Origin of the sequence: Schinkia azotoformans LMG 9581 (assembly GCF_000307855.1) — a bacterium.
GTDB classification, from domain to species: domain Bacteria; phylum Bacillota; class Bacilli; order Bacillales; family Bacillaceae_J; genus Schinkia; species Schinkia azotoformans.
The window spans coordinates 46,440-70,413 of sequence record NZ_AJLR01000042.1 but is presented as its reverse complement, the minus strand read 5'-3'; the positions used below and the strand labels follow the sequence as shown (position 1 = coordinate 70,413).

Here is a 23,974-nt window from a genome sequence, read left to right as displayed (position 1 = left end):
TTTAAATTGTGCTGAAATCTAGTAGTATCAGTACTAGCAAAAGAACAAGCATTTCTGTATAAAGTAAGAACAATTATTCTTTTAAAGGAAAATAAATACATTTGTCGAATATTGGTTACAAATGTATTTTCTTAGAAAGGATGATTAGTTTTGGAGATTCAGACATTATTAAATTTTTTAACAACTAATGGATTTGGGGTACCAACTACTTTTATCTTAATTTTTTTATCAATTCTTAAATTAAGACCAATTACATTTTTTACTGCTACTGGTTTTGAAAGAAAATTTTTTTCAAAGGAAGCAGATGCGATATATATTTTATACTACTACTTTTTAAGTTGTATTTTTATCACGTTTCTACTTTTAGGTTTTACAATTATCAGTATCGGTATTCCTTTTAATATTAATCTTGGTTTAATCCTTTTTTATTTAAGTGGAGCCATATTTTTCTGTCTAACTGAAACTACCTATACTAGACCCTTTATTGAGAAAAGAATTAATCAAAAAATAAAAAAGCAGATTGAGAAATATGCTGAGACTTTAGTCAGTATTTATTTATTGTTTTTGATATTTTCAGTTGTTTATTTCTTTGGAAAAACATTATTACTTTCTTTAAAAAGTGAACTTACTGTTACTTTTTCCAATATCCAATTATTTCTTGATAACTTCATAGCTTTTACTATTCTTTATTTAATGTTATCTGTTTTACTATCACTCATGTTTACGAAATTATTTCAAACTAAGCCTTTTAGACAAAAACAAAAACATTTTTATATAACGGACGATAACAATTCAATGTGGTATCTTTTACGCCCATTAAATAAAGAACAATATTTGATTGGGGATCAATTCGATATTAAGTCTTGTACAAAAATTAAGTTAGTGAATAAAGCCGAATTATTCGACTGTAGTAACAAGGAGATTCATATACAAGAATACTCCTAATTTTGGAAACGCAATGATAGAATAGAAAGGACAAAACTAGGGAGGTTTTAAAGTATGGGATTATTAGATGGTTTACTGGGTAATGCTTCGGAAGTTAATGTGAAAGAAGTCGAAAAAGAATTAGAAATAATTTTAGCACCGAATGAAATAATCGAAAAGGCATACAAAATCATTCGTGATATGATGATTTTCACAGATAAAAGATTAATCATGGTCGATAAGCAAGGTGTGACAGGAAAGAAAGTTGAATATCATTCAATTCCTTATAGAAACATTACTCATTTCAGCGTAGAAACCGCAGGTACGTTTGATCTTGATGCGGAATTAAAAATTTGGGTTTCTGGCTCACAAACTCCATTTGACAAGAGATTTGGTAAAGATAAAGCAATTTATGATGTTCAAAAAGCATTGGCTTTATATATTAGAATGTAAAGTTGATAGTTTTTATTACATTAACGAAAAAATGGGCAACAAAGATAAATAAATATCCACGTTGCCCTAATTCGATTAAATCTGATCATCAATTACAAAATGCAACCAGACTAATTCACTAACTGTCATTGTCCGATTTACCGCTTTATCAATCCATTGTTCGGAACTAAATTCAGCATCATTTTTACATTTCTTTAATTTAGTAATTAACATATCCCATTGATAATTTTCAAGTTTCAAGAGTTCATCCTCTCCATTCTTTAATTCGGTATATTTACCAAAAGTATCAGTCCCATAACCTTTATGATTGAATTGTAAATGTGGCTTATCAATGAAACTTTTCCAATCTCCACCCCATTCAAAACCAAGTCTTTTTGCTTCAATAATTGCTTGTTTTATTTTAGGATTATCATAACCCTTCCAATCTGATTGACCTTTACTATCCACAGGAACAAAGTCTAAGGCTTGACCGACTAAATGATATGATTTCATTGTTTTAGATGCACCTTTACGGACATTCTCACGTTGCATTTCTACAGTTCTAATTGTTTCATAGATCAATATGTTAATATCATTTTTCACAAGATAATCATGCCACTTTAACGCTACAATTTTGGTATGGTCAGCTAATTTATCAATGTTTTCTAGGTTACGTTTATAATAAGTTAATGTCATTTTTCATCACCTTTTCCAACTTTATCTTTATCGAAAAACTTGGTGATAAATTTTATATCAATTCCCATTCTAGAGAAATTCTCTATAATACTGAGTCCTTCATAAGCCACAATCATTCCGACACCAAGCTTGATAATATAACCATTTGAACCCGTGTAAGCATCCACAAACACTAAAAAAGCCAGTGCAACAAACTCACCAACTTTTCTTAATAACCCCACATAGTTAATCGAACTGTTTAATTTCTTTTCTACTGCTGCTGCTAAAAGACCTGTTACAACGTCAAATAAAATAAATCCCAATACCAAATACCATATATTTCCTACAACATCTGTAATCTCTAATCCTTGTATCATTTGCAAATGAACTACCTCCTTCCCATTCTGGACAAAATAAAAAGACGATATGGTTTATATCCACACCGCCTTAGTTACAACAATCCTTTTTTACGTAATTCCCTTACTGCCTTAACACCTTCACGAACTCTAATAATATTTGGTGAATTACATTTTTCTTTTGATTCTACCCATTTGATAAACTGTTCTCTTTCTTTATCTGAATTAAATTTAATCTACATTGGAATCATCTTCCTTCTTTGAGAACATTGAAAGTATCTTAGACTCAGTAGGATGTTTAGGTCTAACTCTTCCTTTTACCGTACTGGATTGCTTAGTTTTTTCTTCAAACTTTTTAATAATGTGTTCTCGTTTTGAATTATTTTCTTTTATACTGTTTTCGAGGTCTTTTAGTTTTAAAGTAATCATCCTTAATTCACCTTCTTTTTTAATTTAGGTTTCTTAGGTAATGGTTTAGTAAGAATCTTGTTAGTATCCACTCCTATTATTCCGTAATCTCATCGGCTTGAGTTTGAGTGAGATAAAAACTTGTTCTTCCATAACTACAAAATTGCTATATCACTACTTTTATTTACCAAGCTATCGCCTAAGTCTCTGATAAAATTACCGATCTCCACTTTCGGATTTATTTTCCGAAACGGATTATAATCCCTTGCTACAATTCGAGCATTGATGTCGATTAGCATGTCTTCATCAATTACTTTTACGATATCGCCCAATTCAGCCTTTTCTAACTCTCGTAAATAAGGAAAATTAGGCATATGACTTAAATCGATTATGTCGACCTCATAAGCGATTCGTAAACCACCGCCACGAGTATCAATTTCTTCTGTGATACCTAATAAGTTTTTTCCACGTCTAAACTGTACACCTTTGTTTGTTCCACGCTTTGAAACTAGATGAATAGTAAACTTATCAAATATCAATTCGGCATCTAAGTGGGCAACGTAATCTAATAAAATCTTACGTACTGTAGATTTATTAACGACTTTAAATGATATAGATTCTGATACATCGACAGTACCTACACTAAATGGTGTATTTGTTAGCAACTGGCTTAAAATGGTTATTGGGGTTCCACTAAATACTGTATCAACTTCAACATCATATTCGGTTAATTCATAACTAACATGCTCACACACAACATCGGTACTGATTCCATTTCGTCTAAAATAAGCCATTTTAAAATAATTATCTTCTACTTCCACGATGTTATCAGCCGTGATGTAAGGCATTTTTTCCTTTTCCACATAAGCAGAAAAAGAAAATAAAAAATCAGCGTTAATTCGTTCACTGATTATAGGGTTTGTTATTTTATGTAAAATGGCAACTAAATCCAAATTTGTATCACGTACTTTTAAAAGCATTATCGCCACCTCTCGTTATATTCGAAAGATAATAAGACAGGTGTATTACCAGTGTAAGTGACTTGATTTGTTCCAGATTCAAGAAACACTAAAAAATCACTCAATGAGAGTGATTTTAATGCGTTTAGAGTGCCAATTTTAGCCGTATAGTTTTGTAGATTAATAACAAGTTCTTCACTAGGATTAAGTATACCATTAAAAATTAAAATCATTAATGCCACCTATCTTTCTGTTCAATTGTCAACTCAATATTTCGTTCTACTTCATTGTCAGTATAAATGATAATATTTTCGCCCGCTTGTAGCATTGGAAAACGTCCTAATAATTGATTAGATACATTTTCTGTGCCGTTTTTAATTGCTATCATGAAGTTGGAGTCGATAATAATTTCATCACCCGGTTCTAGTTGAGCTTCAAATTTAACTGGTTCAATTGATACTCGTTTACTTCGTGCTAAGAATTTGCAGATACTTTTAATTGTCGCTGATATTTCTTCTATTGTTGTTCCGTCGAAAGTTTGTAGAGCAGATTGTAATGTGGAGATACCTTTTAAGATTATCTTATTTGATTTCGGTTTTTCTGACGTGTAATAAAAATTAACATTAGCTGACATATAGTTATTTAAATTAACAGTACGAATTATTTCATCAGAATAACCACCGTAACCACCTTTCATACCAAGCATTTCTATACCACTTGCAAGAAAATAATACGGTGTTCCGTTTTTATAATACGGTGTTCCACCATAATGATGTGTAATTCCCTCGTCAGCAGTACCGGTGTAAACAGGAAATACGTCAATAAAATCTATAAACTTGTACCATTTATCATCAAAAAACATGCTGGCGCTTAAGTCGGTTGATTCCTCAACCAACACGTACGCCTTTCTACTGGTTAGTGGTTTAGATAGAAAAATAGGTGGACCATCTTTGTGATACGGAAATGTATAACCATTCTTGATTAGCCATGTATAGTCCATTACAAATTGTTCACCTAACGGTGGTGTATGGTCCTTATATGGGAAACCATTACCATCATCTATAGACCAGGTTTCCGATGCCACAAACTGATCACCCAATGGTTGTATATGGGTATTTGCAACGGGGAATGTATCACCATCCATCCAGTAATATAAAAACCCATGTGCAAAATTATCAAATTCCTCTTTATAGTGTAATACTGTAGTGATGGACGGTTTAACAGTATAGTCATAACATTTAAAATCAAAAGAGCAGTATAATAATTCTATATCACTAAACGGTACCCCAGTAAGTTTAGTACTACTGGGCATCCATGTATAATAGTACCCATTGGAGGTAGCTTTATATAGTGTATCATACTGGTAACAGTACAACGTTTCAAGTACATCACCTGTTGGTTCTCCATCTGCATCAAGTATACTGCGCCTTTCAACACTTATACTACCACCATTATACAAGTAATATTCACCGCTGTACTTAAATATAGTAGCATACGTCATATTCCTATAGTTTGCATTATCTATAATAGCTGGGTGGTTTAGGAAAGGCATGTAATCACCTCCTTAAATATCCCACTTGAGTTTGGATTTATAGAAATCACGTGTCATTGCTTCACTAAGTGATACGGTTTTTGAAAACTTTCTACCTGGATTAGGAGTTATTCGTTCCTGAGTATCTAAACCATAGCAACTGGAAGGTTCTGTAGATGCACCCCAATCGTTTATAGTTACCGCTTTTATACTTGGTGATAGTGATACGCTGTACACCGGGGTATCCCCAATAGGATAAACGGTGCCACCACCATTAAAAGTAGTTGTACAGTAACATCTAATCGAGCCGCTGGAAATGCCGTATACGGGGTATAAGTCTGTTAATTCATATAATCCAGTAGCATAACAATCAGTGGATGTGCCGTCCGCGATGCCCATTACAAGAAATGACATTCCTGATACTGCTGTACCCTTCAAATGAAAGTGTGATGAACAGGAATAACATCTACCGTAATTACAAATGCCATAAAATCTATTACCTGACAACTCAACGGTGCCATATGTGTGACAATTTATAATCTCAGCAGGATAGTTACCGGTATTACCAGCAATGCAAATACCGGCAAACATACTACTAGCCTTAGCTTGTATGTTAGTGGTGCAATCCTTAACAAACGAGCCAATATTACCAGAACTATCAAGATATATTATGCCCCCAACATAGCTACCCTCAAGCTTACCATGTGTATGAACATTATATAATTTGCCACCCTTACTAAAAGAACTTATAAAAAATGGTGAACATATACTACTGGTCCTCATATCTATATTTAGCACTCTTAAGTCCCTAATAGTAAAATCAATTTGAACGTTTATACGCAATATATATAAGATACCTGTAGACTTTTCAAACGTGTTAAGCGGTAGACTGATATTTTTTATTGTATGACCGTTTCCATTGATAACCAATTTTGCTGGCGTTGCTTTACCTGTAGGTGCACTATTAAATAATATAGGTACTAATTCTACACCTGAAAAGTCAATATCAGAAGTTATGTTTAGAGTGTATAATTCATTAGCATCGGTAGAGTAGGTACTACCTATATCACTTGATGCAAAGTCATTCCATTCTTGTGCACTGCCTATATTAATTATTGGCACGCCGATTCACCCCCGTTATGTTAAATAAACAATCAAATCACTTGGTTGCAGCAATATTCCTGTGTTGTCTATATATTCAATAGGAGCATCTAATTGAGCGAAAAACAGTAAATTCCCACCCGTGGTTGCATCACGTATGCCTATATGTGTCACCCTGCCATAGTCCCCATCTGCAACGGCAAATTCAATCTTATTTGTGTTCATGACTGCTATTTGCCCGTCCACATCAGCTGGAGTTGAAAAGTTAACTGTTTTTCTACTATATTTATCTCCACTAACCTCCGAACCGTCATCATCAGGCATGGGATCAGAGGTATAAAGCGCTAAATAAAGCTGACTCTTGCCCGTAAATGTTTGTCCTTTCAAACAGGCTTTTAACAGTTCTGTTTTTAAATAATTTGACATGTTACCTACTGCATCCATACGCTACACTCCTTCCACATGTTTTACCTCTAACGTAAATCCATTGATTGTTGAACTTCCAGTGTTTTTAATCTTAATAATTGGTGGTGTTCTAACTGTTCCATTGTTAACAAAAGTTAGTGTTTGTCCGCTCGTATTTATGATGTGCTTGACGGTTTTCTGTTCACTTAAAGCGTAAGGTTCGCACTTAAATAACACAGTAAATTCGCCAAATTTCATTTGCTCTGTTAAGTCGATTTGATTAGCAACTTTCCCAATATAATGCTGTTCCTCATCATCAAACTGCAATTTTTCTTTATCAGTCGAGTAGAGCCAATTTGCTATTTGACGTGATTTAATCCGTAATTCTTCAGTAGTCATAACTGGTAACCCAAATGTTACCTCACGAATGATATCGCCTGGTTCATCACTTAACAAAATAGTACCTGGGCGACCGTTTATTTCTACGTATTCATCACGAAAGGAAGGTAGAATCTGCCTATTTATCGATCTCATTAGTAACCCGAATACAGACGAATGAACACCTTTGAATGTTAATCCTTTAGACAATGCCAACACCTCTTTTCCGTAATTCGACTAAATTAAATAACTCTCTTGCTATTAATTTAATATCATTATCCTCACGTACAACCATTTGTTGAACAATGACATTTCCACCGTTGCCACCATTCATTCTGTCACTAATCATACTTGCAATTTTTCCTAGAACTGCATCAGATAAAGGAAGTGCTGCTTCTGGTACATTTGCATCACCCATACCTACTAAACGTGGACTATTGGCAGGGAATAAACCTCCATCCCTATACCAATCTACTTTTATTTTTGGAACAGAAATGTCAGGTGGCATTAAGTCAAATTTACCTGATAAACTAAAATGCGGAAGTTTTATTTTTGGGAGTTCCCACTTAATGCCTTTAAATAAATTGGCAATTTTCTCCCTTAATGCTGATGCTTTTTCTTTAATTGTGTCCCAGTTTTTAATCAGCGTTGTACCGATAGCAATAATTCCTAATACTGATGCCACTGCAATTCCAACGGGTCCAGTTAATGCAGTAAATGCTACTCCAAGTATCGGTAAAGCACTTGTAATTGCAGAAATGATGGGTGTTAATGCTAATACTGCACCTGAAATGATACCAATCGCTGATACAATTGCAGTTATTGTAGCTGCTAGTTTTGGATTTTCTGAAATCCATCCTGCTATTGCTGAAACTACAGAAGCGATAACAGATAGTATTGGTTCTAATGCTATTTTTAAATCGGACATAGCCTGTTTCATTTTAACTACTGGGTCTGCATCAATCTTTGATATAGTGTCATTTAAGCCTTCTTGATTCTGCTTTAAATCAACTATTTCAGCATTTGCATTCAATAATGTATCAATAACGTTTTGTCCTTGATCTTCATACATCGTGCCAAAAATTTGTACTCCGATAAGATTCTTTTTGGTTTCATCTTCAATACTATTTAAAGCATTTGCAATTTCATTCATTGCTATAGAGCCATCTTCTCCACCTTTTGCTACATCTCTACCCCATTTTTGCAATTGCTCAGAAGATATATTAGTACCTTCAATTAATTCAGATAAAGCTTTAGGTACTTCTTCACCAAATTCAGCAACACGAATACGACCTTCCTTTAATCCATCCAAAAGATTATCAATATTCCAACTGCCAGTATCTACACCAGCTTTCAATATCGCTTGAATTTCTTCTGCGTTATAACCTGCTCTTTGTAATTGTCCACCGTATTCCGCTATGATATCTAATTGTTCGGGAGGAAATCCCATCTTCAACAGCGCATTTGTCAGTCCTAATGCTTCCTCGTTAGTAATTTTTAATTCACTTGATATTTCATTCGTTTCCTGAATTAACTCAGTAAAATCAATACCACTGAACGCTGATGCAATTGCTCCTGCACCTTCTACAACGGAACGGTTTACTTCATCACTCACATTTTTATTAAGTGCCCATTGTCTACGAGCACCTTCTAACGCTGCTTCTGCATCCACCCCATATGCTTGTATATCCATAACAGCGTGTTTAACAGCCTTTTTAGATTCTTCCGGCACGTCAAATATGATATCAATTTTAGTATTAATACCTGATGTATCAAGTGCTTGACTAACAACACCAGCTATTCCACCACCGGCTACAAGTCCACCAGCTAATCCTGCTAATTCATTCCCTAACTCTTTAACGGATGATTCGGCTTGTTCAGCCTCTTTGGACAATTGACCTAATTCCTTTTTTACGCTCTTTATTGAAGCACCATCATCTATAGATGCTAAAGCCTTTCTCATTTTGTCTAAATCAACATTTGTTCCAAGTGCTTCTTGTCCAATTTTTTGTAACGCATCATCAAGCTGTTTAGAATTTGCTGTACCATTTTTAATCGCTCTAGTTAGTTGATTACCTAAAACATCTGCAAAATCATCAACACTTTTTCCTGTAGATTTGAATAATGTTTCTAATTGTTTAGTAGATTCAGCAGCGTTTTTTTGTTCTTGTTCTAAACCCGCTAATTTATTTTTTAAACCATCTAATTTTCCTTGAGTTGCAACCAATTCACGCTGAAACTCCCTATATTGTTCTGCACTAATATCACCACGTTCAAATTGTTGTTGCACTTGTTTTTCAGCTTGTTTTAATTGATCCAATTTATCTTTTGTTGCTTGTATTTGGTCAGTCAATAATTTTTGTTTTTGGGCAACTAACTCAACATTATTTGGATTTAATTTAAGTAGACGGTCAACAGATTTTAATTCTTTTGATAAGTCTTGACTACGCTTATTCACATCTTTCAATGCCTTTTGAAGTCCAGTCGTTTCACCGCCAATACTTATTGTAATTCCCTTAATTTTTCCCGCCATGTTCTCACCTCACTTTTTAAAAAGAATCAAATTCCGCTTGCCTAGCCATTCTAACTTTATCTTCATTTGATGTATTCATTTCAACAAACTCATCAATGTAATCCATACACATTCCAATTGTCATGTCTTCCATATCTTCAATATTTAATCCGCATCTTTTACATAAAATAAGGAGCGTATCAGTAGTAATCTCCTCACCACTGCCCGCCCCACTCTCTACTTTTTTTTAGCTTGTATACTCTCCACAATCATATCTGTTAACTCTGGGATAATATCTAAAATTGGAAACACGTCAAACCCATCTAACCATGTCAATGGATCAGGTATAGAATTATCAGCAGTTTTAGCGAGTGACCAAGTGATATTAAAAAAAACTTCGAAGTCAACATTATCCAATTCAACATTATCTAAATCTAGCTGACTATTCTTATCAACTTTTAATTTACTAAGCTGATTTAATTTTAGAATTTCAGAAAAGTAGTCTTTCTTAAATTGTGCTTTATATCTTAAAGCAGTTGCACCAGTTGACTTAAATCTTACTTTTTTTCCATCAATTGTTACTGTTTTTTCCATTTATTAAGCACCTGCTTTTTCGTAAACTGAAGAATACCAAGCATTGTAAATTCCTTCAGTTGTTGTTGCAGTAGTCTTAGTTTTTACTGCTAAATCTGTCTCTCTAGGACTTGCAACGAACGTTAGTTCACTAGGTTGTGGTTCAGCAGTATTTGTTTTCGTATTCCCTGTTACATTTGGTCTGTTTGCAGTGCAAGAATATAGAACATGACGAGTCGCCTTTTGATCTCCATCAAATTCAAACAATAAGGCAAATGGTTTACCTTTACCTGAAGACTTTTCTGTTAAAACTCCGTCTGTTTCATCTAATTCCTCGCCTAAACAATCAATTGCAAATTGTTGATTAATTGCTGCAATAGATAGTGTTCCATCATAACCTTGATTATTACTTGCTGAGTAATAAAGCATATCATCGGCATAAAATTCCACTAATTCCCCTCTTGGGTTAAGAGTTAAACTAACACCACCGGGAATTTTTACTGGTGTAGTATAAGTAATTACACCTGCATTAACCGTATATGTTGCATAATGCACATTTTTTAAACCATATTGTACTTTATTTTCGCTCATTATAAATTCACCTCATATAATTTTTGATATAACTGCTCTGAATCAATAAATAATTCAGATGTTTCATAAGGAATGTCATGTTGATCTAAAGTATCCTCAAGTTTTCTTTCTGCTTGTAAATCCTTTTTATCCGTATATAATTCAATTAGGACATTATTAAACTTGGAATATACTTTATTATCAGCCATAAAATTTGAAGAATTAGTTGATAAATAACAAATGTATGGGGTTACTGGTTGAGAATTGAAATGTGAATAAGCCACAGGATATCCTGTAGCATCAAGGATATTTTTTAATTCGATTAATGTCATGACTTAATCACCTTCTCAATCCGTTGCTCAAACTCATTAATTGTTTCTTCTTCTACAGGTCTTATGTGTACTTTAGCTCCAACTCTACCTCCACCACGTTTTACATGCCCATTTTCGAGTAAATGAGTAAGCTGATAATCTGTTTTATTATGTACTACATACCCATTACCTTCTTTTTTTCTTGTCCAACCTTTGCGGTAATCACCAGTTAATTTAGGACTTTCTTGCTTTAATTTATTAACCGCTTCTTTTGTTACCTCATCAGAAGCAACTACAATTTCCTCTTCAATCACATTGGCATATTGTTCAAGTTGTTTAGCAATTTCTTTTGATAAATCATCAATACTAATAGCCATTAACTATCACCACTTTTCGCAATAATGGTTAATGTCTTATCAGCTTCATCATCATTGATAACGCTGATAATATTATAGATTTTATTCTTGTACACTATCCTCATAGTTGGCTCAATATTCTTCATAAATCGAATTACAAAACGTGTTGTATCCTGATTTTGTGTAGCAGATGCTTCAATATATTCAGTCCCTTGTATAGTCCTAATCATCACCCATAGATTATAAGTATTAGTCCATTCTTTTAAAATTTGTCCAAGTTCATCTTTTTTTTCAGAAAACGATTGGATAACTATTTTGTTCCTAAATAATCCTGCATTCATAATAAATTCACCGAATACAAATCTAATATAGATTGGACAACAACATTAACCTTATCTTTTTGGACTGTAAATTCTCGGTTATCGTACATTTCTGCACATAAAATCATAAAAGCAATTGACAAGTCTTCTTTTGTATCTACTATTTCATCAGATAATCCTGTATAACTTTTGATATACGCTTTAACTGCAATCATAATATTACTGATTAATTCATCATCATCATTAAAACTAATTCGTGCATAGTCTTTAATATTTTGTGTTGTAATTTCACTAATTTTCACATTGCACCACCCCATTAAAAAATACAGTGGTACAAGTGAAAACTCATACCACCGCATTTAAATTAATTACTGTACTACTAATGCTGCAATCTTTTGACCTTCTACAACTTTAGAGTCAGCTTCAAGATAACCAACTACACCGATAGCATGTTGAGTTGCAAATTTCTCGTTTAATACTTGAACTTCAACATTTTGAGCAAGTTTTACATAAAGACCACTCATGTCACCATAGAAAATAGCTTTCTTTCCTGTTGCAACTTCATCAGCAGATTCAGTAATATAAACTGATCGACCAAGTAAATTCCATCCGAAACCATTTGCAACATCTTTTGTTAATAGGTAATTACCATCATTATCTTTTAATTTGCGTAATCCTTTTAATGTATTTTTGTGCATAATAAATACGGCTTTACCTTGATATACTTCTGGTACTGCCATTTGTAGATCAATTAAGTCATCAGCAACAACTTTACCAACAGTTGAAGTTGTTACAGTATTTGTAGTAGAAGCGATACCTTCCATTTTTCCTGTTGTACCAACAATCAATTCTTTTTCTAAGAAATCAGCAATTGATTGTGCAACTTTACCAATCACAAAGGAAACTAAATCAAAATCAGTACGATTAATTAAAGATTTAGATACTTTTGCAAGGGTACCAACAATAAAGTTTTGTAGTTTTACAGTTGTAAATTTACCAGTACCTTCTGTTAATTCAGTTAAATCATCAGAATAAGCTGCCCCGATACTTGAATTTACTTCATCATAAACAGGAAATACTAAATCACCACCTACATTAAAAACAGTAGCCATTGAATAAATTGGTGATAATTCCTTTACTTTTTCAATGATACGGTTAGCGATTGTAGTTGGAATAACCCCACCATTATTTGCAACATCTAAAGCACGTTCTTCACCTTTAATAAACTTGATAAAATTAGCCTCATCTAATGCACGTTGTTCTACTTGCTTTTCTTCTTTGATCTCAACCTTTTTCTCCATTGCTCTTAATTCCTCCTCAGCTTTAATTGTGTTGTCAAGTCCTCTAATTTCAGCCTTAATTTCTTCAATACGACTAGTTTCTACCTCAGTAAAGGCTCTTGTTTCAGTTTTAGCGGTATTTAATAATCCTTCCATCTCTTCAACTAATGCATTACGCTTTTCAATTAATTCCTTCATGTTATAACCTCTTTCTGCCTATTGGCTTAATATTTTTTAATAAAATAAAAAGAGAATACTAATTTACTAGCATCCTCTTTGTTTCAACTTGAAATATTCAATTTCTTGTTCAATTAAGGAATAATCAATTGGTTTTGGTTCTTCCCTATCTTCATTAATTTGTTCTGTTAAATCTTCAACTGTTGCATTAAATTCTTCATTTCTTGACTCAATTATGTAAGTTTCTCCATTTCTAGATTCGACAGAAGTTCCAACATAAGCAGGTGTAACTGAAAGTAAACTAACTTCCAATAAGTCCATATCTTCTATGTATCTCTTTTGTATTCCATCCCCGTCTTCCCAACGGTCTTTAGTAGCGACAAAACCAAAACTCCAACCTCGTAATTCTGCTTTTTTAGCAAGTTCAATGACTTCTTGATCAGTAACAATACATTGGGCACGTAGTCCAATGTTATCTTCATAAAGTGTTAAATTCCCTTGTTTCATTGAGCCTAATACTCTATCTGGGCGATGGTTAAATCTTAATTCAACATCATTTCCTTTTGACAATGCTCTTTCAAAAGTTTTAGGAACAATTTGCTCAATAAACTTCCCTCTAATACTAGGAATCTGGCGACTAAATCTTTCTACTGCATTGACGTAACCTTCTAATTTCACAGAGTCATTCCTAATTTCAATTTTCAACTTTATCACCCCTTTCTGGTGCAGGTAAATTATCTAAATTAGATGTTTTATTCGTGTTAGGAGTGTAAATTTCTTTCGTTTCCACGTTGTATAGAACATCTTGCAACCCAAGTTTGATAAAGTTCAATCCATATGGCCGATAATTTAACTCATACCTAACCTCATCCCATTGCATGAAACCATTTTTAATTGCAATTTCATAAGCACGATACAACTTTTCAATATCGCCTTTTAATAATTCCCTCGTATCAAATGCAAAATAATATTGTTCTTTCTCTGATTCAAGTAACAAATCTTTATTTAAAGCAGTCTCAAATGCTTTCAGAATCGGCAATATACATAGTTTGATAAAGTTTTTGTATTGGTCATCGGTGACATTTCCTTCAAGTAACCCCATTGGAACACTAAATAATTTACTTACTTCTGCTGAATTTGTACGCTTATTCTCATTCATCTGCATTTCTACAGATGTACTAGATGCTTCCTGAAATTCCACTCCGTCATTAAGAATGATTACATTTTCAGTATTGTCTTTGTACAAATTATTCCAAGCTGTTTTCAATGCAGTTAATGCTTCTTCACTTAATCTCTTTTGTGACTTTAGAAACCCTTTCTTATTGCCTCCAGTTTTGAGCAATATCTTTTCATACTTCATAGTTAAATATGCAACTGAAAGCATGTCATTATGTTCATTGACAATTCCTTTACCTGTGACACCATCTTTTGTTTTTCTAGTTAACTTTAGAAACTCAAAGTCTCGATACAAATTGGCATTGACAAGAACATCACAACTTTTAAAAATTGGATCAACATTCTTATTAACAGATACATTAACCTCATCAACATAATGGAGGCTCTTTACTTTGTTTCTATCCTTGTTTATATACGCATAACCATTACCAACTAATAAGTAATCTTCAATCAATTGTTTCTTAAATTGATAAGCATTTAAGGTATCTTTGGTATCATCATTCAATAATCGTACCCGAACATCATTATCAACTATAGAAACTTGACCATTTTCATCCTTATATAAATTAATTGGCAACATGGCAACTGTATTACTAATGATTTCAACACAACCAGCTACAGAAGGTATGTTTAGTGCTTGTTCTTTCGTAATTGTATCAACACCAATTCCTGCTTGAAGAATCAATTCCTCTAGTGTTGCTGCTCTCATTTCATACTCTCGCCACTCTTTAAAACGTTGTATCCATCCCATTTTCTCACCCCTTTCTACTAAATAACTTGTATTGACCAATCTGATTCTGGATTAATAATTACATCATCCATCAACAGATATAGTGCGTTAATGGTTGCAAAAACCATATCTACTTTACCTGCGGTCTTAACACTTACTTTTTTGTTTATGTACTTATTTAAGTTTGTATCTTCTGTTTGTCTACAGTTAGTAAAGTTATTTTCATAGACCAAATTGTTATAATATGAGAATCTTTTCTCTAATATCAACTCTTTAAGCCATTTAATTGTTGGATGTAAAACACTACTATGTTGCTTTACTTCAATCGTTACCAACCCATGATCACGATCCCATTTTTGAGCAGAATTTCTTAAATTTCGTATGTCGTACCCAATCCCAACAATATTTACTCCATATTCATGTTGTAAATTAACTACAAATTGTTCAAATTGAGCATAATCAAGTACACTTTCACCGCAAACTATTGTATTACCATCTTGAATTGATTTTCTATAGTCGAATTTTTCACGTTTACTTTTATCTTCAATGTAATCCTCTTGAATAAAACACCATGTTTTTGAATGCACAAAACCAGTATTTTCATCATATCCAAGCATACAAATTGAAGAATTGTCATAACTTTCGGCACCATCAGCACCGATGTAAACAGACTTTCCTTTCCAATCCCACTCTTTATCTGCTTTACATGCTTTAATTTGATCACTTGATACATAGCCATCTGCACCAATGCCTTTGTACTTGATATTGTTATGCTTACATAGATAATTCTCACGTTTTGATTCATACAAAATAGCCATAGTTCTTTTATCAACTATGGCTTTAAATACATTATTATTATCTACTGCAACAGGATTCGATTGATAAATAACCAAATCATTATGTTCCCATTGTTTCCTGATTTCCTCATCAGGCTCATACAGTAAACTAAAATATCTTTTATTTTCAACAAGTCCATCTAATACACGTTTTGCATAATCAATTTCAGTTAGCATCACATTATTGTCATTTGGATATTGTGTACTAATAATAATTCCTAATTTATTCTTTAATGTTATTTGTGATGATCTCATTGCCTCGATTGGATAATCGTCCAATATTCCCGCTTCATCCGCTAAGAAAATATTTGCTAATTTACCATCCATTCCATCATTAGAATAAGCTAATGGAGTGTATTCAATATCAGTTAGTTTACATTCAACCATATCTCGTTTAATTTTAAATCTATCCTCTAATGATGGACTTGATTTAATGATTTTTCTAACGGCTAACTTCAATTCAGACGATAATTTATAATCAGGTGCTACACTAAATAACCGAGAAAACTTTGGCTCAAGCAACATGCCAATAATAAATACAATTGCACTACCGAATGTCTTATAATTCTTTCTACTGATTTCAAGTAAACTTGTTTCATAATATCTAGCATTATCTTCTTTATTGATAGTACAAAGTGTAGCTACAACAAAAAACCATTGATAATTTTCCATGCCCTCATAAATACTAACACCTAAGTCTGGATGCACCATTAATTTTAATATCCCACAAACCTTATTGAACATTTTCTCATCAATACTAGCCTCTTCATTATGACCATTCACAATATCAATCCATGCTTTAGCTTGTTTTTTCACATATTTACCAACTAATTGATTATCATCCTCTAAGCACCATAGACAATACTGATAGGCTTTACTATCTTTAATATTACCCATCGGCACCACTACCATTTATTACCATCAGCAATGGATCTTTTTTATCTTGGTCATTTTTAACATTTAATACTGCTAATTTAGACCTGGCAGAAGGACTTAATCCTAATTCCATACAACATTTATTGAATATTGCATTATAATCCTTATAGATTATACTTGCAGGATTTCTAATAATAACACCCTCGTCTTTGACAGTTACAAGCCCATGCTCATCTATTATTTTCTTACATTCTTGCATTCTAACAATGGCATCAACTGTAGTTTCAAGTATTGTAATGTCCAAATTATTTAATATTCCACTTGACTGTAATTCCTTGACAATAAACCTATAAACCTTCTTTTCTTCTTTTGAAAGGTGGCTTGGTGGCTTATAAACTAAGTCATCATTACCTTTCAATTGTTCCTCTGCTTGTTTTCTTTCGGTGTATTCTTGCTTTGTTAAGTGTGCAGTTTGTAAATCAACTGGCTTAGATGCTCTTGCCACGTTATCACCTACCTTTCTTTTATTTTCCAATACTACCCATTTCGGAATTTTTAGTGACCGTGAGGGCATCGTCGTTGTAGAAAACTTTTATAAAATAATTTATCAGAATATGGGGGGTATTTACCATTTGTTTTCCTGCTCATTTATTATTTCAAACAATTCCTGCTTACTTATTTCTCCATGTTCTGCCATACCATGATGATATGGACAAAGAGAAATCAAATTTGAATTGTCTAATCTTCTATCCCAACCCTCTTCACCTTCCTGCAATCCAATGACATGATGTACTTGTATATCAGTATAGTTATACTTGATTGAAGTATTATATAATTCACGTATACACACTTGACACATATGCATATCCCTTGATTCCCTAATCTGCTTCCTTTTCTTTTGCCACACACTGCTCCATCTAAATCTATCCGCATCAGTTGTCTTATCCTCACTACGACTTTTCTTAGGTTTCTTTGGACAATCATATTTGGTGTCATGTATGCTATGACAATATTGACATGACTTAAGCATTACTATTTCTCTTCCAATACCTCGATCATTGTTTGCTCATCTCATTTCTAATGCCATCTTCAACTGCCTGTAAAAAATCAGCCATATTAAAACCGTACCCTCCGCACAGGCAACCGTAAATATATTCCGATTCACCGTCAGGTAGCTTTGCACTCTTAACCAATTTGTACACATCGTATAAAGCACTATCTCCAAACTCTTCAATGAGTTCTTGGGCTTCTTCAAGCACATTATCTGTTTTACTTTTATCTTTTACATTGATATACATGTCAGCTAATACTTGTTGTAATTCACTATCTATGTGTTTAATCATCTTACATTCTCCCTTTGAATAAAATTTGCCCACTGAAAGTTTTTAAATAAAAAAAGACACCACTGTAAAAAATGGAGTCCAATAATCATAAATTATTAAATTTGCCTTACTCATGAATGATATTCTACATATTAATGTCCCCGTCATTCTCGGAGGACAGATATATTTAATCTCGTTCCCAACTACGTTTTCTATAATCCATAGATTGTTTTCTTTCTTCATCTGTCAACACGGTTAACCCGTCTTCATTCCTAACCGTATTACTTTCAGCTAATTCAATAATTTTATCCCGATTGTCCTTAAATACATCTTTAAGAGACAATTTCTTAAAAGTTTCCGATGTATTTTTTATTTTTTCATCTACTTTAGCTTTGCGTTCCAAAAATCTTTTCGCATCTTCGCCTTTTAAAACTGGGATTTTTCGCTTTTGTACTGACATTAGATATCACACCTTAAATTAAGTGATAAGTATAAAAGTCGCACAAATAATGATACTCATGCGACAATTCACGCCTCTTCGGGCAAAATAATTTAAACTGTTCGATTCCTATTGTAAAATGAACCATGTATTTAATTGGATGCCTTTAATACAAAATCTTCTCTATTTAATTTTTCAACAATATAATTATCGGGACTAAATATTAATGCCCTTCCTTCATCTTCTAATTTTTTCCTTTTTGACTTAACCCAAATTTCTACAGCTTGATATCCATCTTCAGCCAATACTAAGATTTTATCTTTTCCGTATGTGATTAAGAAATAATAATTATAAACCATAATAATCCCTCCTGCCTTTAATATTTGACAGGAAGGTTTAATTTACCTTTTAATGGGCAAATAAAATTAAAAACTCAGCCACAGAGAGTGACCACAATAATTACAGATATAACTTTTTAAATAAGTCTGTTAAAAAGGTAAGGAAGGATTCTTTATCTATTTTTACACCTTTATCCAATGGTTTATCACTATTTATACGATAAAAATCTTCATTAGGATATAAATGAAATTCTATAGTTCCTTGATTATTTCCATTTTTGAAGCTGGTAACATCAACCATACCTATATTATTTGCTGAAGGTAAGTAACTATATCTTGGTCTAAATACCACATTGTTACCAATCGAATCTTCTATGTTTAATTCTGTTAATTTGTTACCAAATTTACTTTCATTTACCGTGTACATTCCCTCATCAATATATGGAGTTAAATATTCTTTGATATTTTCAATTAGTTTTTTAGTAGACCTAATATATTTATCAGTAGCTTCATCCGCAGATACATCACGTTCTTTTTCTCGATCCTTTTGTTCTTTAAGAAGTTTCATTAACTCATCATCTTTTTCGTTATCCATTAATCCCATCTCCTCATATTGTAAAATACTTACACTTTCAATATTCTACAAACATTTGGAGAATCCTGTAATTCAATGAAAATATTTCATAAAAACAGTTGTAAAATGTCGATTATTAAATTAAACTTGATTTAAGGGCGAAATCTAAAAATTTTAAAAGGTTTTATCTAAATTAATCACTTGCTATGCAGCTTAAAGTGATGTTGATTGACTTATTAATCAAAATTGATGTTAGTGAAATACTAACATCCTGAATGGGTTATTTATCCAAAAAGTCGAATCCTTTTTTAAGGAAGAATGGGTGTTTTTAAGAATAGTAGTACAAAAATTTGTACAACTGTGTCCAAAAAATCAATAAGAGAGTAATCAAAACGAACAATTTCCACATTTATTTGTGATTTGTTCGTTTTTTTTTAGATTTCACCCTTTCCCCTATTTTTCTTTTTTATTTTATTGGTTAGATTAAAGGAGTAGATATAATGAACTTTTTGGAATTAGTAAAGCAATTTTTGGAAATTATCATTGCTTTACTGACTATATGTAAGATAATAACATCGTCAAAGAAGCATCGAAACAAAAAGAAAAGAAACAAAAAATAACGGATTGGGAGCCTTTTCTCCCTTTCCTTTTACAAAAATACAAAGACAATCCAGTCCAGATTATCTTTGTATATTGCTTTATTTGGTTGTACAACGAAAAAGACACCACAAATTAATGTGATGTCTTAATCTCCACAGTGCTTTCGCACCAAAACACTTATCCACTGCCCTATGGCAAATATTCTATAATTAGAATACCAATATTTATCTTATTCGTCAATAGAAAATAATCTTTTTAATGCTTTATTTACCTTTGATTGCGTTGTCTCATAATTACCTTTACCAAATCTAGAAATGTATTCATTTTCTTTTAATAGTCTATCTGAATACTTCTCATCTAAACGTGATCGGTCAATTGACCTTATATGGGACAAATCTATTTTCCCACGAATCTTTCCTCTTTCAGTGTGGTCAATAAGAATTTCATGTTTATAAAGATTCGTAAAATTTTCACCAATAGTTATAGGAGCAATCATTATGGTCTTTGCATTCAAATATCCTTTTGTCTTTTGAATAATTAATACAGGTCTTGTTTTATTCTTCTCCGTTCCAATATTATGACCTAATTCACAATAAAAAATATCCCATTGATACATCTGTTTTTGTTTTCTTTCTTCATAAGTATATTTTGAAAATGTCCAATTTGAAAATGAAAGTAATTGATCATAATGAAGTATTTGTTTATCAATACTTCCTAATTGTTGTTTCAAGCGATTTTGTGTTTCAATGTCACACGAATCCCAATTCAATATAATAGAATTTTCTTGTTGCTGAAGCAATTTAGACTTTTCATTACTATCCATTTCTTTCAATTTCTTTTCTTTGTGTAAAACCGTAGGCAAACCTAAAAATTCTAGACAATCCATTATCTTTTTCACCTCCAATCATATCAATTATTCGACAAGATTAGAGGAAAATCCTTTATAACTTGTAATATTATGTAATAAACAAAAGACACCTCACAAAGAGATGCCTTTTACAAAGGTATTGATGCTATTGCAAGTAAAGTTAATCCAATACCAATTAAAGCGGCTGTCCACCAACCTATACTCATATATATATCACTTCCTTAAACTGTTTGTATTAGCCTATTCGTAACAGTTTAAGGTTATTACGTATGTATTAAGCAACTTTAATTTTTGCCCAGGTCTTACCATTCAATATATCTTCAATACAACTATAACTGCATCCTAATTCCTCTGACCATTTATTACAAAAGTTAGGCTTTGCTTTATGTTCATCTTTATCAGTAGTTAACCAATCTGTTTTAATAGTAATTACTTCATCTTTGGTCAATCTGCGTTTGTTTCTCATTTTTATTTTAATATCAGGATCAAACTCTTCTTGATACTGTTGTTTTCTCGAACAAAGGGATAAATTCTTTATTCCATCAAATCCTTTACCCATTTTTCCATGATTAACTTCCAATCCTAGAGAAAGCCACCATTCGCATTTCGTACCATTTGCTGCTGAATAAATCAAAGCATGAACAGAACGTCTTTTTTTGTATTTCTTCTCCCCAACATAATATGTAAAAGTTGAATAACGATATTTAAAGCGTTTATTTTGATTAATCTTCAAATACTTGCCTTTTTCAGTATTGTAAATTAATCCTTTTTTGGTATTCGCCCGATACTTTTTACAAAAATCTAATTCTGGAATCGATACTAATATAACGTCACCATCCATGTATACATTTCCAACTTTTCTAACTTCATTTGTTTCCATTTTAATACTCCTCCTATAAGATTGTTTTTCCGCATAAAAAAAAGAGTCCCAAAATAGAACTCTCCTTCAGCATCCGTTGGACATTTGTCCAACAATATTTAAATTAGGAGGATGATAACTCTTTCCCTGAGTCTGCATTTGCAGAATAAATATTCAGTTGTAAAAGAACAAAAAAGAGACACCAACCCAATTGAGTCAGTGCCTAAAAAATGAATAAATAAGGGAAAAACGAAGGTTATTATAATCCTTCATAATATATTATGACAAAATAATAATAAAATTTAACAACTTTGTTTTAATTTGGAAAATACACTGGCATCTATATATTTGTACTTACTCTTTTTATCAATCACAAAACACTTAGATTCCTTAATATAATAGGTATTAACATTAAAATAACTCATATTTAAATTATTGGATATTATTTCAATTTCTTTGTTTTTACTATCCATTAACACCAATGGTCTATTTACTAATATATTAAATTCTTCAATTGTTATCGGATTCAATTTATCGGTTGTGGCTCTCTTCATTCCATTATCATCTACAAATTTAATTGAACCGCTTCTTATTCCATCTAATATCATTTTGCAATGCGAATGAAATAATTTATTAATTTCATCCTCAGTTAATATGTACAACTCATCATTTGAATGTAAATCTCTGTCAACTGGCTTATATGCACTTACTGCCCCATCTTTTTGTTTGGCTACATCCAGATCAATCATGTACTTTTCAAATAGTTCATCCACAGTAATTTCATTATTTCTTAACCGTTCAATCTCAAATGCAGGAATAACTTGCTCATCCTTATAAAATCGGACATCTTCATACAAGTCATTAATTTGATATTCTTTAATTATGTATTTGGATTCAATCTGATTCTCTTTGTACTTCTTATTGTCTTTAGCTGGAAATAATGGAAACTTAGCATAATCACTTCTAATCAAGTTATACTTAATTCCTTTTTTCACTTTTGCCTTATTCATTCTTTTTCTCATGGAGTTAAGCATATTTGTCACTGCTGGCTGCCGATAATTATTTTCTTTATCAACAAATAAAATTCGACCGACTGCTTCTTTATTTAATACAAGAGCATCCTTGAACAAATCATCAATATGCACCATTCTAGACTTAACCGCATGAATCAATAAATCTAACTTTTCATTTTGATTCTTAGTCAATACATCCCTGTAATTATTAACAATAAACTCCTGTGATTCTGTTTTGTAATATGTATGTACCCGATCTCTAGCATCTAAAATTTCCGTAATATCCTGCGGCTCATCATCATTCGTATTATTATTTTTAAATGGAGTCTTTAAGTCCTCAAATGATGTGATTTCTAAATCATTTTCCTTTACGTAATATGTCTGCCCATTAATCATTCTACGTTTAACATTTTTATTTTTATTCAAAGTTGGTACTACAACCTGCATTTCAAAAAAATTAGTTATGTAGTTTAATAGTTTGTTATTGGAATGCTCATCATTTTCCCCTTTGAAATCCTCAACAGATGGAACCTTGATAAATTCATCTTCATAAATTTCAATGATCTGTGATGGAAACCATGTCAGATAATTAATAAGCATCATGGTAACTTCCTCTTTTTCAAATACTTGTTGAGATGTAATTACACCAAGTTTAGTTGATCCGTACCGCCCAGATATTACACTTGCTTTATTGTCACAGTATTTAGCATGTAATTTATGTATTAATGCTTTCAATTTTGGCTCATGAAACGTCATATAGTCATTGGCTTTTCGTTTACCTTTGACAGTATAAAAATGTTTCTTTGGCACAATATGGAGTTGTAAATAATAATCGTCACCATTAACCGCCTGAAGCATGGCTTGATAAAGGTTAGGTAAATTTTCTCTTAATTCCTTTTGTTCCTCATTGAATTTGATAATATCTTTCTCTTTTAAAAATGTCATAAGAATAATTCCTCCAAATTTTCATTAATTTTTCGCTCATTCTATTCATTACAAATCATTCCTTTATGGGTACTTGTCACCCTTGTATTGTTGGTTGTATACTTACCACAATTTTGTTGTTCTGATTCAA

The 23,974-nt window shown here is 32.3% G+C and carries 30 protein-coding genes and 1 pseudogene; 2 read left to right on the top strand and 29 right to left on the bottom strand.

Annotated elements, in window-relative coordinates:
* Nucleotides 1–150: 150 nt before the first annotated feature.
* Together BAZO_RS06065 and BAZO_RS06060 are read left to right on the top strand one after the other, a co-directional pair.
* Complete coding sequence (locus tag BAZO_RS06065) at nt 151–945, top strand: hypothetical protein (protein ID WP_003330461.1); 795 nt, start codon at nt 151–153, stop codon at nt 943–945.
* 54 nt (nt 946–999) lie between these two features.
* Nucleotides 1,000–1,377, top strand: a complete 378-nt coding sequence (locus BAZO_RS06060) for a PH domain-containing protein (protein WP_003330460.1) — start codon at nt 1,000–1,002, stop codon at nt 1,375–1,377.
* A gap of 273 nt (nt 1,378–1,650) precedes the next feature.
* Here the strand turns inward: BAZO_RS06060 and BAZO_RS06055 are convergent.
* The 29 genes and pseudogenes from BAZO_RS06055 to BAZO_RS05915 all read right to left on the bottom strand — a co-directional run.
* Nucleotides 1,651–2,052, bottom strand: a pseudogene (locus BAZO_RS06055) (M15 family metallopeptidase); the annotation flags it as partial.
* Nucleotides 2,049–2,408 carry a phage holin family protein gene (locus tag BAZO_RS06050; protein WP_039957083.1) on the bottom strand — a complete coding sequence of 120 codons (360 nt, stop codon included), beginning with the start codon at nt 2,406–2,408 and terminating at the stop codon, nt 2,049–2,051. The gene BAZO_RS06050 and the pseudogene BAZO_RS06055, both read right to left, overlap by 4 nt.
* Before the next feature lie 210 nt (nt 2,409–2,618).
* A complete protein-coding gene (locus BAZO_RS06045) occupies nt 2,619–2,816 on the bottom strand; it encodes a hypothetical protein (protein ID WP_003330456.1) in 198 nt (65 codons plus the stop codon).
* A gap of 134 nt (nt 2,817–2,950) precedes the next feature.
* Complete coding sequence (locus BAZO_RS06040) at nt 2,951–3,775, bottom strand: phage tail spike protein (RefSeq protein ID WP_003330455.1); 825 nt, start codon at nt 3,773–3,775, stop codon at nt 2,951–2,953.
* On the bottom strand, nt 3,775–3,987 hold the full coding sequence (locus BAZO_RS06035; protein ID WP_003330454.1) for a phage distal tail protein: 213 nt from the start codon (nt 3,985–3,987) through the stop codon (nt 3,775–3,777). The genes BAZO_RS06040 and BAZO_RS06035 overlap by 1 nt, the downstream gene beginning before the upstream one ends.
* Nucleotides 3,987–5,306, bottom strand: a complete 1,320-nt coding sequence (locus BAZO_RS06030) for a phage tail family protein (protein WP_003330452.1) — start codon at nt 5,304–5,306, stop codon at nt 3,987–3,989. The genes BAZO_RS06035 and BAZO_RS06030 overlap by 1 nt, the downstream gene beginning before the upstream one ends.
* A gap of 12 nt (nt 5,307–5,318) precedes the next feature.
* A complete protein-coding gene (locus tag BAZO_RS06025; RefSeq protein ID WP_003330451.1) occupies nt 5,319–6,407 on the bottom strand; it encodes a hypothetical protein in 1,089 nt (362 codons plus the stop codon).
* A 15-nt stretch (nt 6,408–6,422) separates the two neighbouring features.
* Nucleotides 6,423–6,830: a phage tail fiber protein gene (locus BAZO_RS06020; RefSeq protein ID WP_003330450.1), complete on the bottom strand. Its 408-nt coding sequence runs from the start codon at nt 6,828–6,830 to the stop codon at nt 6,423–6,425.
* A gap of 3 nt (nt 6,831–6,833) precedes the next feature.
* Nucleotides 6,834–7,379, bottom strand: coding sequence for a distal tail protein Dit (locus BAZO_RS06015; protein ID WP_003330448.1), 546 nt, complete (start codon nt 7,377–7,379; stop codon nt 6,834–6,836).
* Entirely contained in the window at nt 7,372–9,702 is a 2,331-nt protein-coding gene (locus BAZO_RS06010) for a phage tail tape measure protein (RefSeq protein ID WP_003330447.1), read from the bottom strand. The genes BAZO_RS06015 and BAZO_RS06010 overlap by 8 nt, the downstream gene beginning before the upstream one ends.
* A gap of 216 nt (nt 9,703–9,918) precedes the next feature.
* Nucleotides 9,919–10,275 carry a hypothetical protein gene (locus tag BAZO_RS06005; protein ID WP_003330445.1) on the bottom strand — a complete coding sequence of 119 codons (357 nt, stop codon included), beginning with the start codon at nt 10,273–10,275 and terminating at the stop codon, nt 9,919–9,921.
* Nucleotides 10,276–10,278: 3 nt separating this feature from the next.
* Nucleotides 10,279–10,845: a major tail protein gene (locus BAZO_RS06000; protein WP_003330444.1), complete on the bottom strand. Its 567-nt coding sequence runs from the start codon at nt 10,843–10,845 to the stop codon at nt 10,279–10,281.
* Entirely contained in the window at nt 10,845–11,156 is a 312-nt protein-coding gene (locus tag BAZO_RS05995) for a hypothetical protein (RefSeq protein WP_003330443.1), read from the bottom strand. Before BAZO_RS05995 ends, BAZO_RS06000 begins: the two co-directional genes overlap by 1 nt.
* The gene (locus tag BAZO_RS05990) at nt 11,153–11,500 is read right to left on the bottom strand and encodes an HK97 gp10 family phage protein (RefSeq protein ID WP_039957079.1); all 348 of its coding nucleotides are present in this window, start codon (nt 11,498–11,500) and stop codon (nt 11,153–11,155) included. The genes BAZO_RS05995 and BAZO_RS05990 overlap by 4 nt, the downstream gene beginning before the upstream one ends.
* 11 nt (nt 11,501–11,511) lie before the next feature.
* On the bottom strand, nt 11,512–11,832 hold the full coding sequence (locus BAZO_RS05985; protein WP_003330441.1) for a phage head closure protein: 321 nt from the start codon (nt 11,830–11,832) through the stop codon (nt 11,512–11,514).
* Nucleotides 11,829–12,170, bottom strand: coding sequence for a head-tail connector protein (locus BAZO_RS05980; protein ID WP_235786708.1), 342 nt, complete (start codon nt 12,168–12,170; stop codon nt 11,829–11,831). The genes BAZO_RS05985 and BAZO_RS05980 overlap by 4 nt, the downstream gene beginning before the upstream one ends.
* A 9-nt stretch (nt 12,171–12,179) precedes the next feature.
* The gene (locus tag BAZO_RS05975) at nt 12,180–13,289 is read right to left on the bottom strand and encodes a phage major capsid protein (RefSeq protein ID WP_003330438.1); all 1,110 of its coding nucleotides are present in this window, start codon (nt 13,287–13,289) and stop codon (nt 12,180–12,182) included.
* A 66-nt stretch (nt 13,290–13,355) separates the two neighbouring features.
* Nucleotides 13,356–13,973 (bottom strand): HK97 family phage prohead protease, encoded by a 618-nt coding sequence (locus tag BAZO_RS05970; protein ID WP_003330437.1) that lies wholly within the window; start codon nt 13,971–13,973, stop codon nt 13,356–13,358.
* Nucleotides 13,963–15,195 carry a phage portal protein gene (locus BAZO_RS05965; RefSeq protein WP_003330436.1) on the bottom strand — a complete coding sequence of 411 codons (1,233 nt, stop codon included), beginning with the start codon at nt 15,193–15,195 and terminating at the stop codon, nt 13,963–13,965. Before BAZO_RS05965 ends, BAZO_RS05970 begins: the two co-directional genes overlap by 11 nt.
* Nucleotides 15,196–15,212: 17 nt before the next feature.
* Nucleotides 15,213–16,907 carry a terminase TerL endonuclease subunit gene (locus tag BAZO_RS05960; protein WP_003330435.1) on the bottom strand — a complete coding sequence of 565 codons (1,695 nt, stop codon included), beginning with the start codon at nt 16,905–16,907 and terminating at the stop codon, nt 15,213–15,215.
* Nucleotides 16,900–17,391, bottom strand: coding sequence for a phage terminase small subunit P27 family (locus tag BAZO_RS05955; RefSeq protein WP_039957058.1), 492 nt, complete (start codon nt 17,389–17,391; stop codon nt 16,900–16,902). Before BAZO_RS05955 ends, BAZO_RS05960 begins: the two co-directional genes overlap by 8 nt.
* 120 nt (nt 17,392–17,511) lie before the next feature.
* On the bottom strand, nt 17,512–17,745 hold the full coding sequence (locus BAZO_RS22925) for a hypothetical protein (protein WP_235786707.1): 234 nt from the start codon (nt 17,743–17,745) through the stop codon (nt 17,512–17,514).
* A 196-nt stretch (nt 17,746–17,941) separates the two neighbouring features.
* A complete protein-coding gene (locus tag BAZO_RS05945; RefSeq protein WP_003330432.1) occupies nt 17,942–18,229 on the bottom strand; it encodes a hypothetical protein in 288 nt (95 codons plus the stop codon).
* 166 nt (nt 18,230–18,395) lie between these two features.
* On the bottom strand, nt 18,396–18,668 hold the full coding sequence (locus BAZO_RS05940) for a hypothetical protein (RefSeq protein ID WP_003330431.1): 273 nt from the start codon (nt 18,666–18,668) through the stop codon (nt 18,396–18,398).
* A gap of 131 nt (nt 18,669–18,799) precedes the next feature.
* Nucleotides 18,800–19,006 carry a hypothetical protein gene (locus BAZO_RS05935; protein ID WP_003330430.1) on the bottom strand — a complete coding sequence of 69 codons (207 nt, stop codon included), beginning with the start codon at nt 19,004–19,006 and terminating at the stop codon, nt 18,800–18,802.
* A 100-nt stretch (nt 19,007–19,106) separates the two neighbouring features.
* The gene (locus tag BAZO_RS05930) at nt 19,107–19,580 is read right to left on the bottom strand and encodes a hypothetical protein (RefSeq protein WP_003330429.1); all 474 of its coding nucleotides are present in this window, start codon (nt 19,578–19,580) and stop codon (nt 19,107–19,109) included.
* Nucleotides 19,581–20,388: 808 nt separating this feature from the next.
* Nucleotides 20,389–21,045 carry a type II toxin-antitoxin system PemK/MazF family toxin gene (locus BAZO_RS21115; RefSeq protein WP_003330427.1) on the bottom strand — a complete coding sequence of 219 codons (657 nt, stop codon included), beginning with the start codon at nt 21,043–21,045 and terminating at the stop codon, nt 20,389–20,391.
* Between the two features lie 256 nt (nt 21,046–21,301).
* On the bottom strand, nt 21,302–21,907 hold the full coding sequence (locus tag BAZO_RS05920) for a hypothetical protein (RefSeq protein ID WP_003330426.1): 606 nt from the start codon (nt 21,905–21,907) through the stop codon (nt 21,302–21,304).
* A gap of 281 nt (nt 21,908–22,188) precedes the next feature.
* Complete coding sequence (locus BAZO_RS05915) at nt 22,189–23,844, bottom strand: hypothetical protein (protein WP_003330425.1); 1,656 nt, start codon at nt 23,842–23,844, stop codon at nt 22,189–22,191.
* Nucleotides 23,845–23,974: the final 130 nt, after the last annotated feature.

Coding starts and splice junctions, on each gene's coding strand:
- BAZO_RS06060 (WP_003330460.1), top strand. CDS start 1,000: ATGGGATTATTAGATGGTTTACTGGGTAATGCTTCGGAAGTTAATGTG.
- BAZO_RS06050 (WP_039957083.1), bottom strand. CDS start 2,408: ATGATACAAGGATTAGAGATTACAGATGTTGTAGGAAATATATGGTAT.
- BAZO_RS06045 (WP_003330456.1), bottom strand. CDS start 2,816: ATGATTACTTTAAAACTAAAAGACCTCGAAAACAGTATAAAAGAAAAT.
- BAZO_RS06040 (WP_003330455.1), bottom strand. CDS start 3,775: ATGCTTTTAAAAGTACGTGATACAAATTTGGATTTAGTTGCCATTTTA.
- BAZO_RS06035 (WP_003330454.1), bottom strand. CDS start 3,987: ATGATTTTAATTTTTAATGGTATACTTAATCCTAGTGAAGAACTTGTT.
- BAZO_RS06030 (WP_003330452.1), bottom strand. CDS start 5,306: ATGCCTTTCCTAAACCACCCAGCTATTATAGATAATGCAAACTATAGG.
- BAZO_RS06020 (WP_003330450.1), bottom strand. CDS start 6,830: ATGGATGCAGTAGGTAACATGTCAAATTATTTAAAAACAGAACTGTTA.
- BAZO_RS06010 (WP_003330447.1), bottom strand. CDS start 9,702: ATGGCGGGAAAAATTAAGGGAATTACAATAAGTATTGGCGGTGAAACG.
- BAZO_RS06005 (WP_003330445.1), bottom strand. CDS start 10,275: ATGGAAAAAACAGTAACAATTGATGGAAAAAAAGTAAGATTTAAGTCA.
- BAZO_RS06000 (WP_003330444.1), bottom strand. CDS start 10,845: ATGAGCGAAAATAAAGTACAATATGGTTTAAAAAATGTGCATTATGCA.
- BAZO_RS05995 (WP_003330443.1), bottom strand. CDS start 11,156: ATGACATTAATCGAATTAAAAAATATCCTTGATGCTACAGGATATCCT.
- BAZO_RS05985 (WP_003330441.1), bottom strand. CDS start 11,832: ATGAATGCAGGATTATTTAGGAACAAAATAGTTATCCAATCGTTTTCT.
- BAZO_RS05980 (WP_235786708.1), bottom strand. CDS start 12,170: ATGCGGTGGTATGAGTTTTCACTTGTACCACTGTATTTTTTAATGGGG.
- BAZO_RS05975 (WP_003330438.1), bottom strand. CDS start 13,289: ATGAAGGAATTAATTGAAAAGCGTAATGCATTAGTTGAAGAGATGGAA.
- BAZO_RS05965 (WP_003330436.1), bottom strand. CDS start 15,195: ATGGGATGGATACAACGTTTTAAAGAGTGGCGAGAGTATGAAATGAGA.
- BAZO_RS05960 (WP_003330435.1), bottom strand. CDS start 16,907: ATGGGTAATATTAAAGATAGTAAAGCCTATCAGTATTGTCTATGGTGC.
- BAZO_RS22925 (WP_235786707.1), bottom strand. CDS start 17,745: ATGTGTCAAGTGTGTATACGTGAATTATATAATACTTCAATCAAGTAT.
- BAZO_RS05945 (WP_003330432.1), bottom strand. CDS start 18,229: ATGATTAAACACATAGATAGTGAATTACAACAAGTATTAGCTGACATG.
- BAZO_RS05940 (WP_003330431.1), bottom strand. CDS start 18,668: ATGTCAGTACAAAAGCGAAAAATCCCAGTTTTAAAAGGCGAAGATGCG.
- BAZO_RS05935 (WP_003330430.1), bottom strand. CDS start 19,006: ATGGTTTATAATTATTATTTCTTAATCACATACGGAAAAGATAAAATC.
- BAZO_RS05930 (WP_003330429.1), bottom strand. CDS start 19,580: ATGGATAACGAAAAAGATGATGAGTTAATGAAACTTCTTAAAGAACAA.
- BAZO_RS21115 (WP_003330427.1), bottom strand. CDS start 21,045: ATGGATTGTCTAGAATTTTTAGGTTTGCCTACGGTTTTACACAAAGAA.
- BAZO_RS05920 (WP_003330426.1), bottom strand. CDS start 21,907: ATGGAAACAAATGAAGTTAGAAAAGTTGGAAATGTATACATGGATGGT.
- BAZO_RS05915 (WP_003330425.1), bottom strand. CDS start 23,844: ATGACATTTTTAAAAGAGAAAGATATTATCAAATTCAATGAGGAACAA.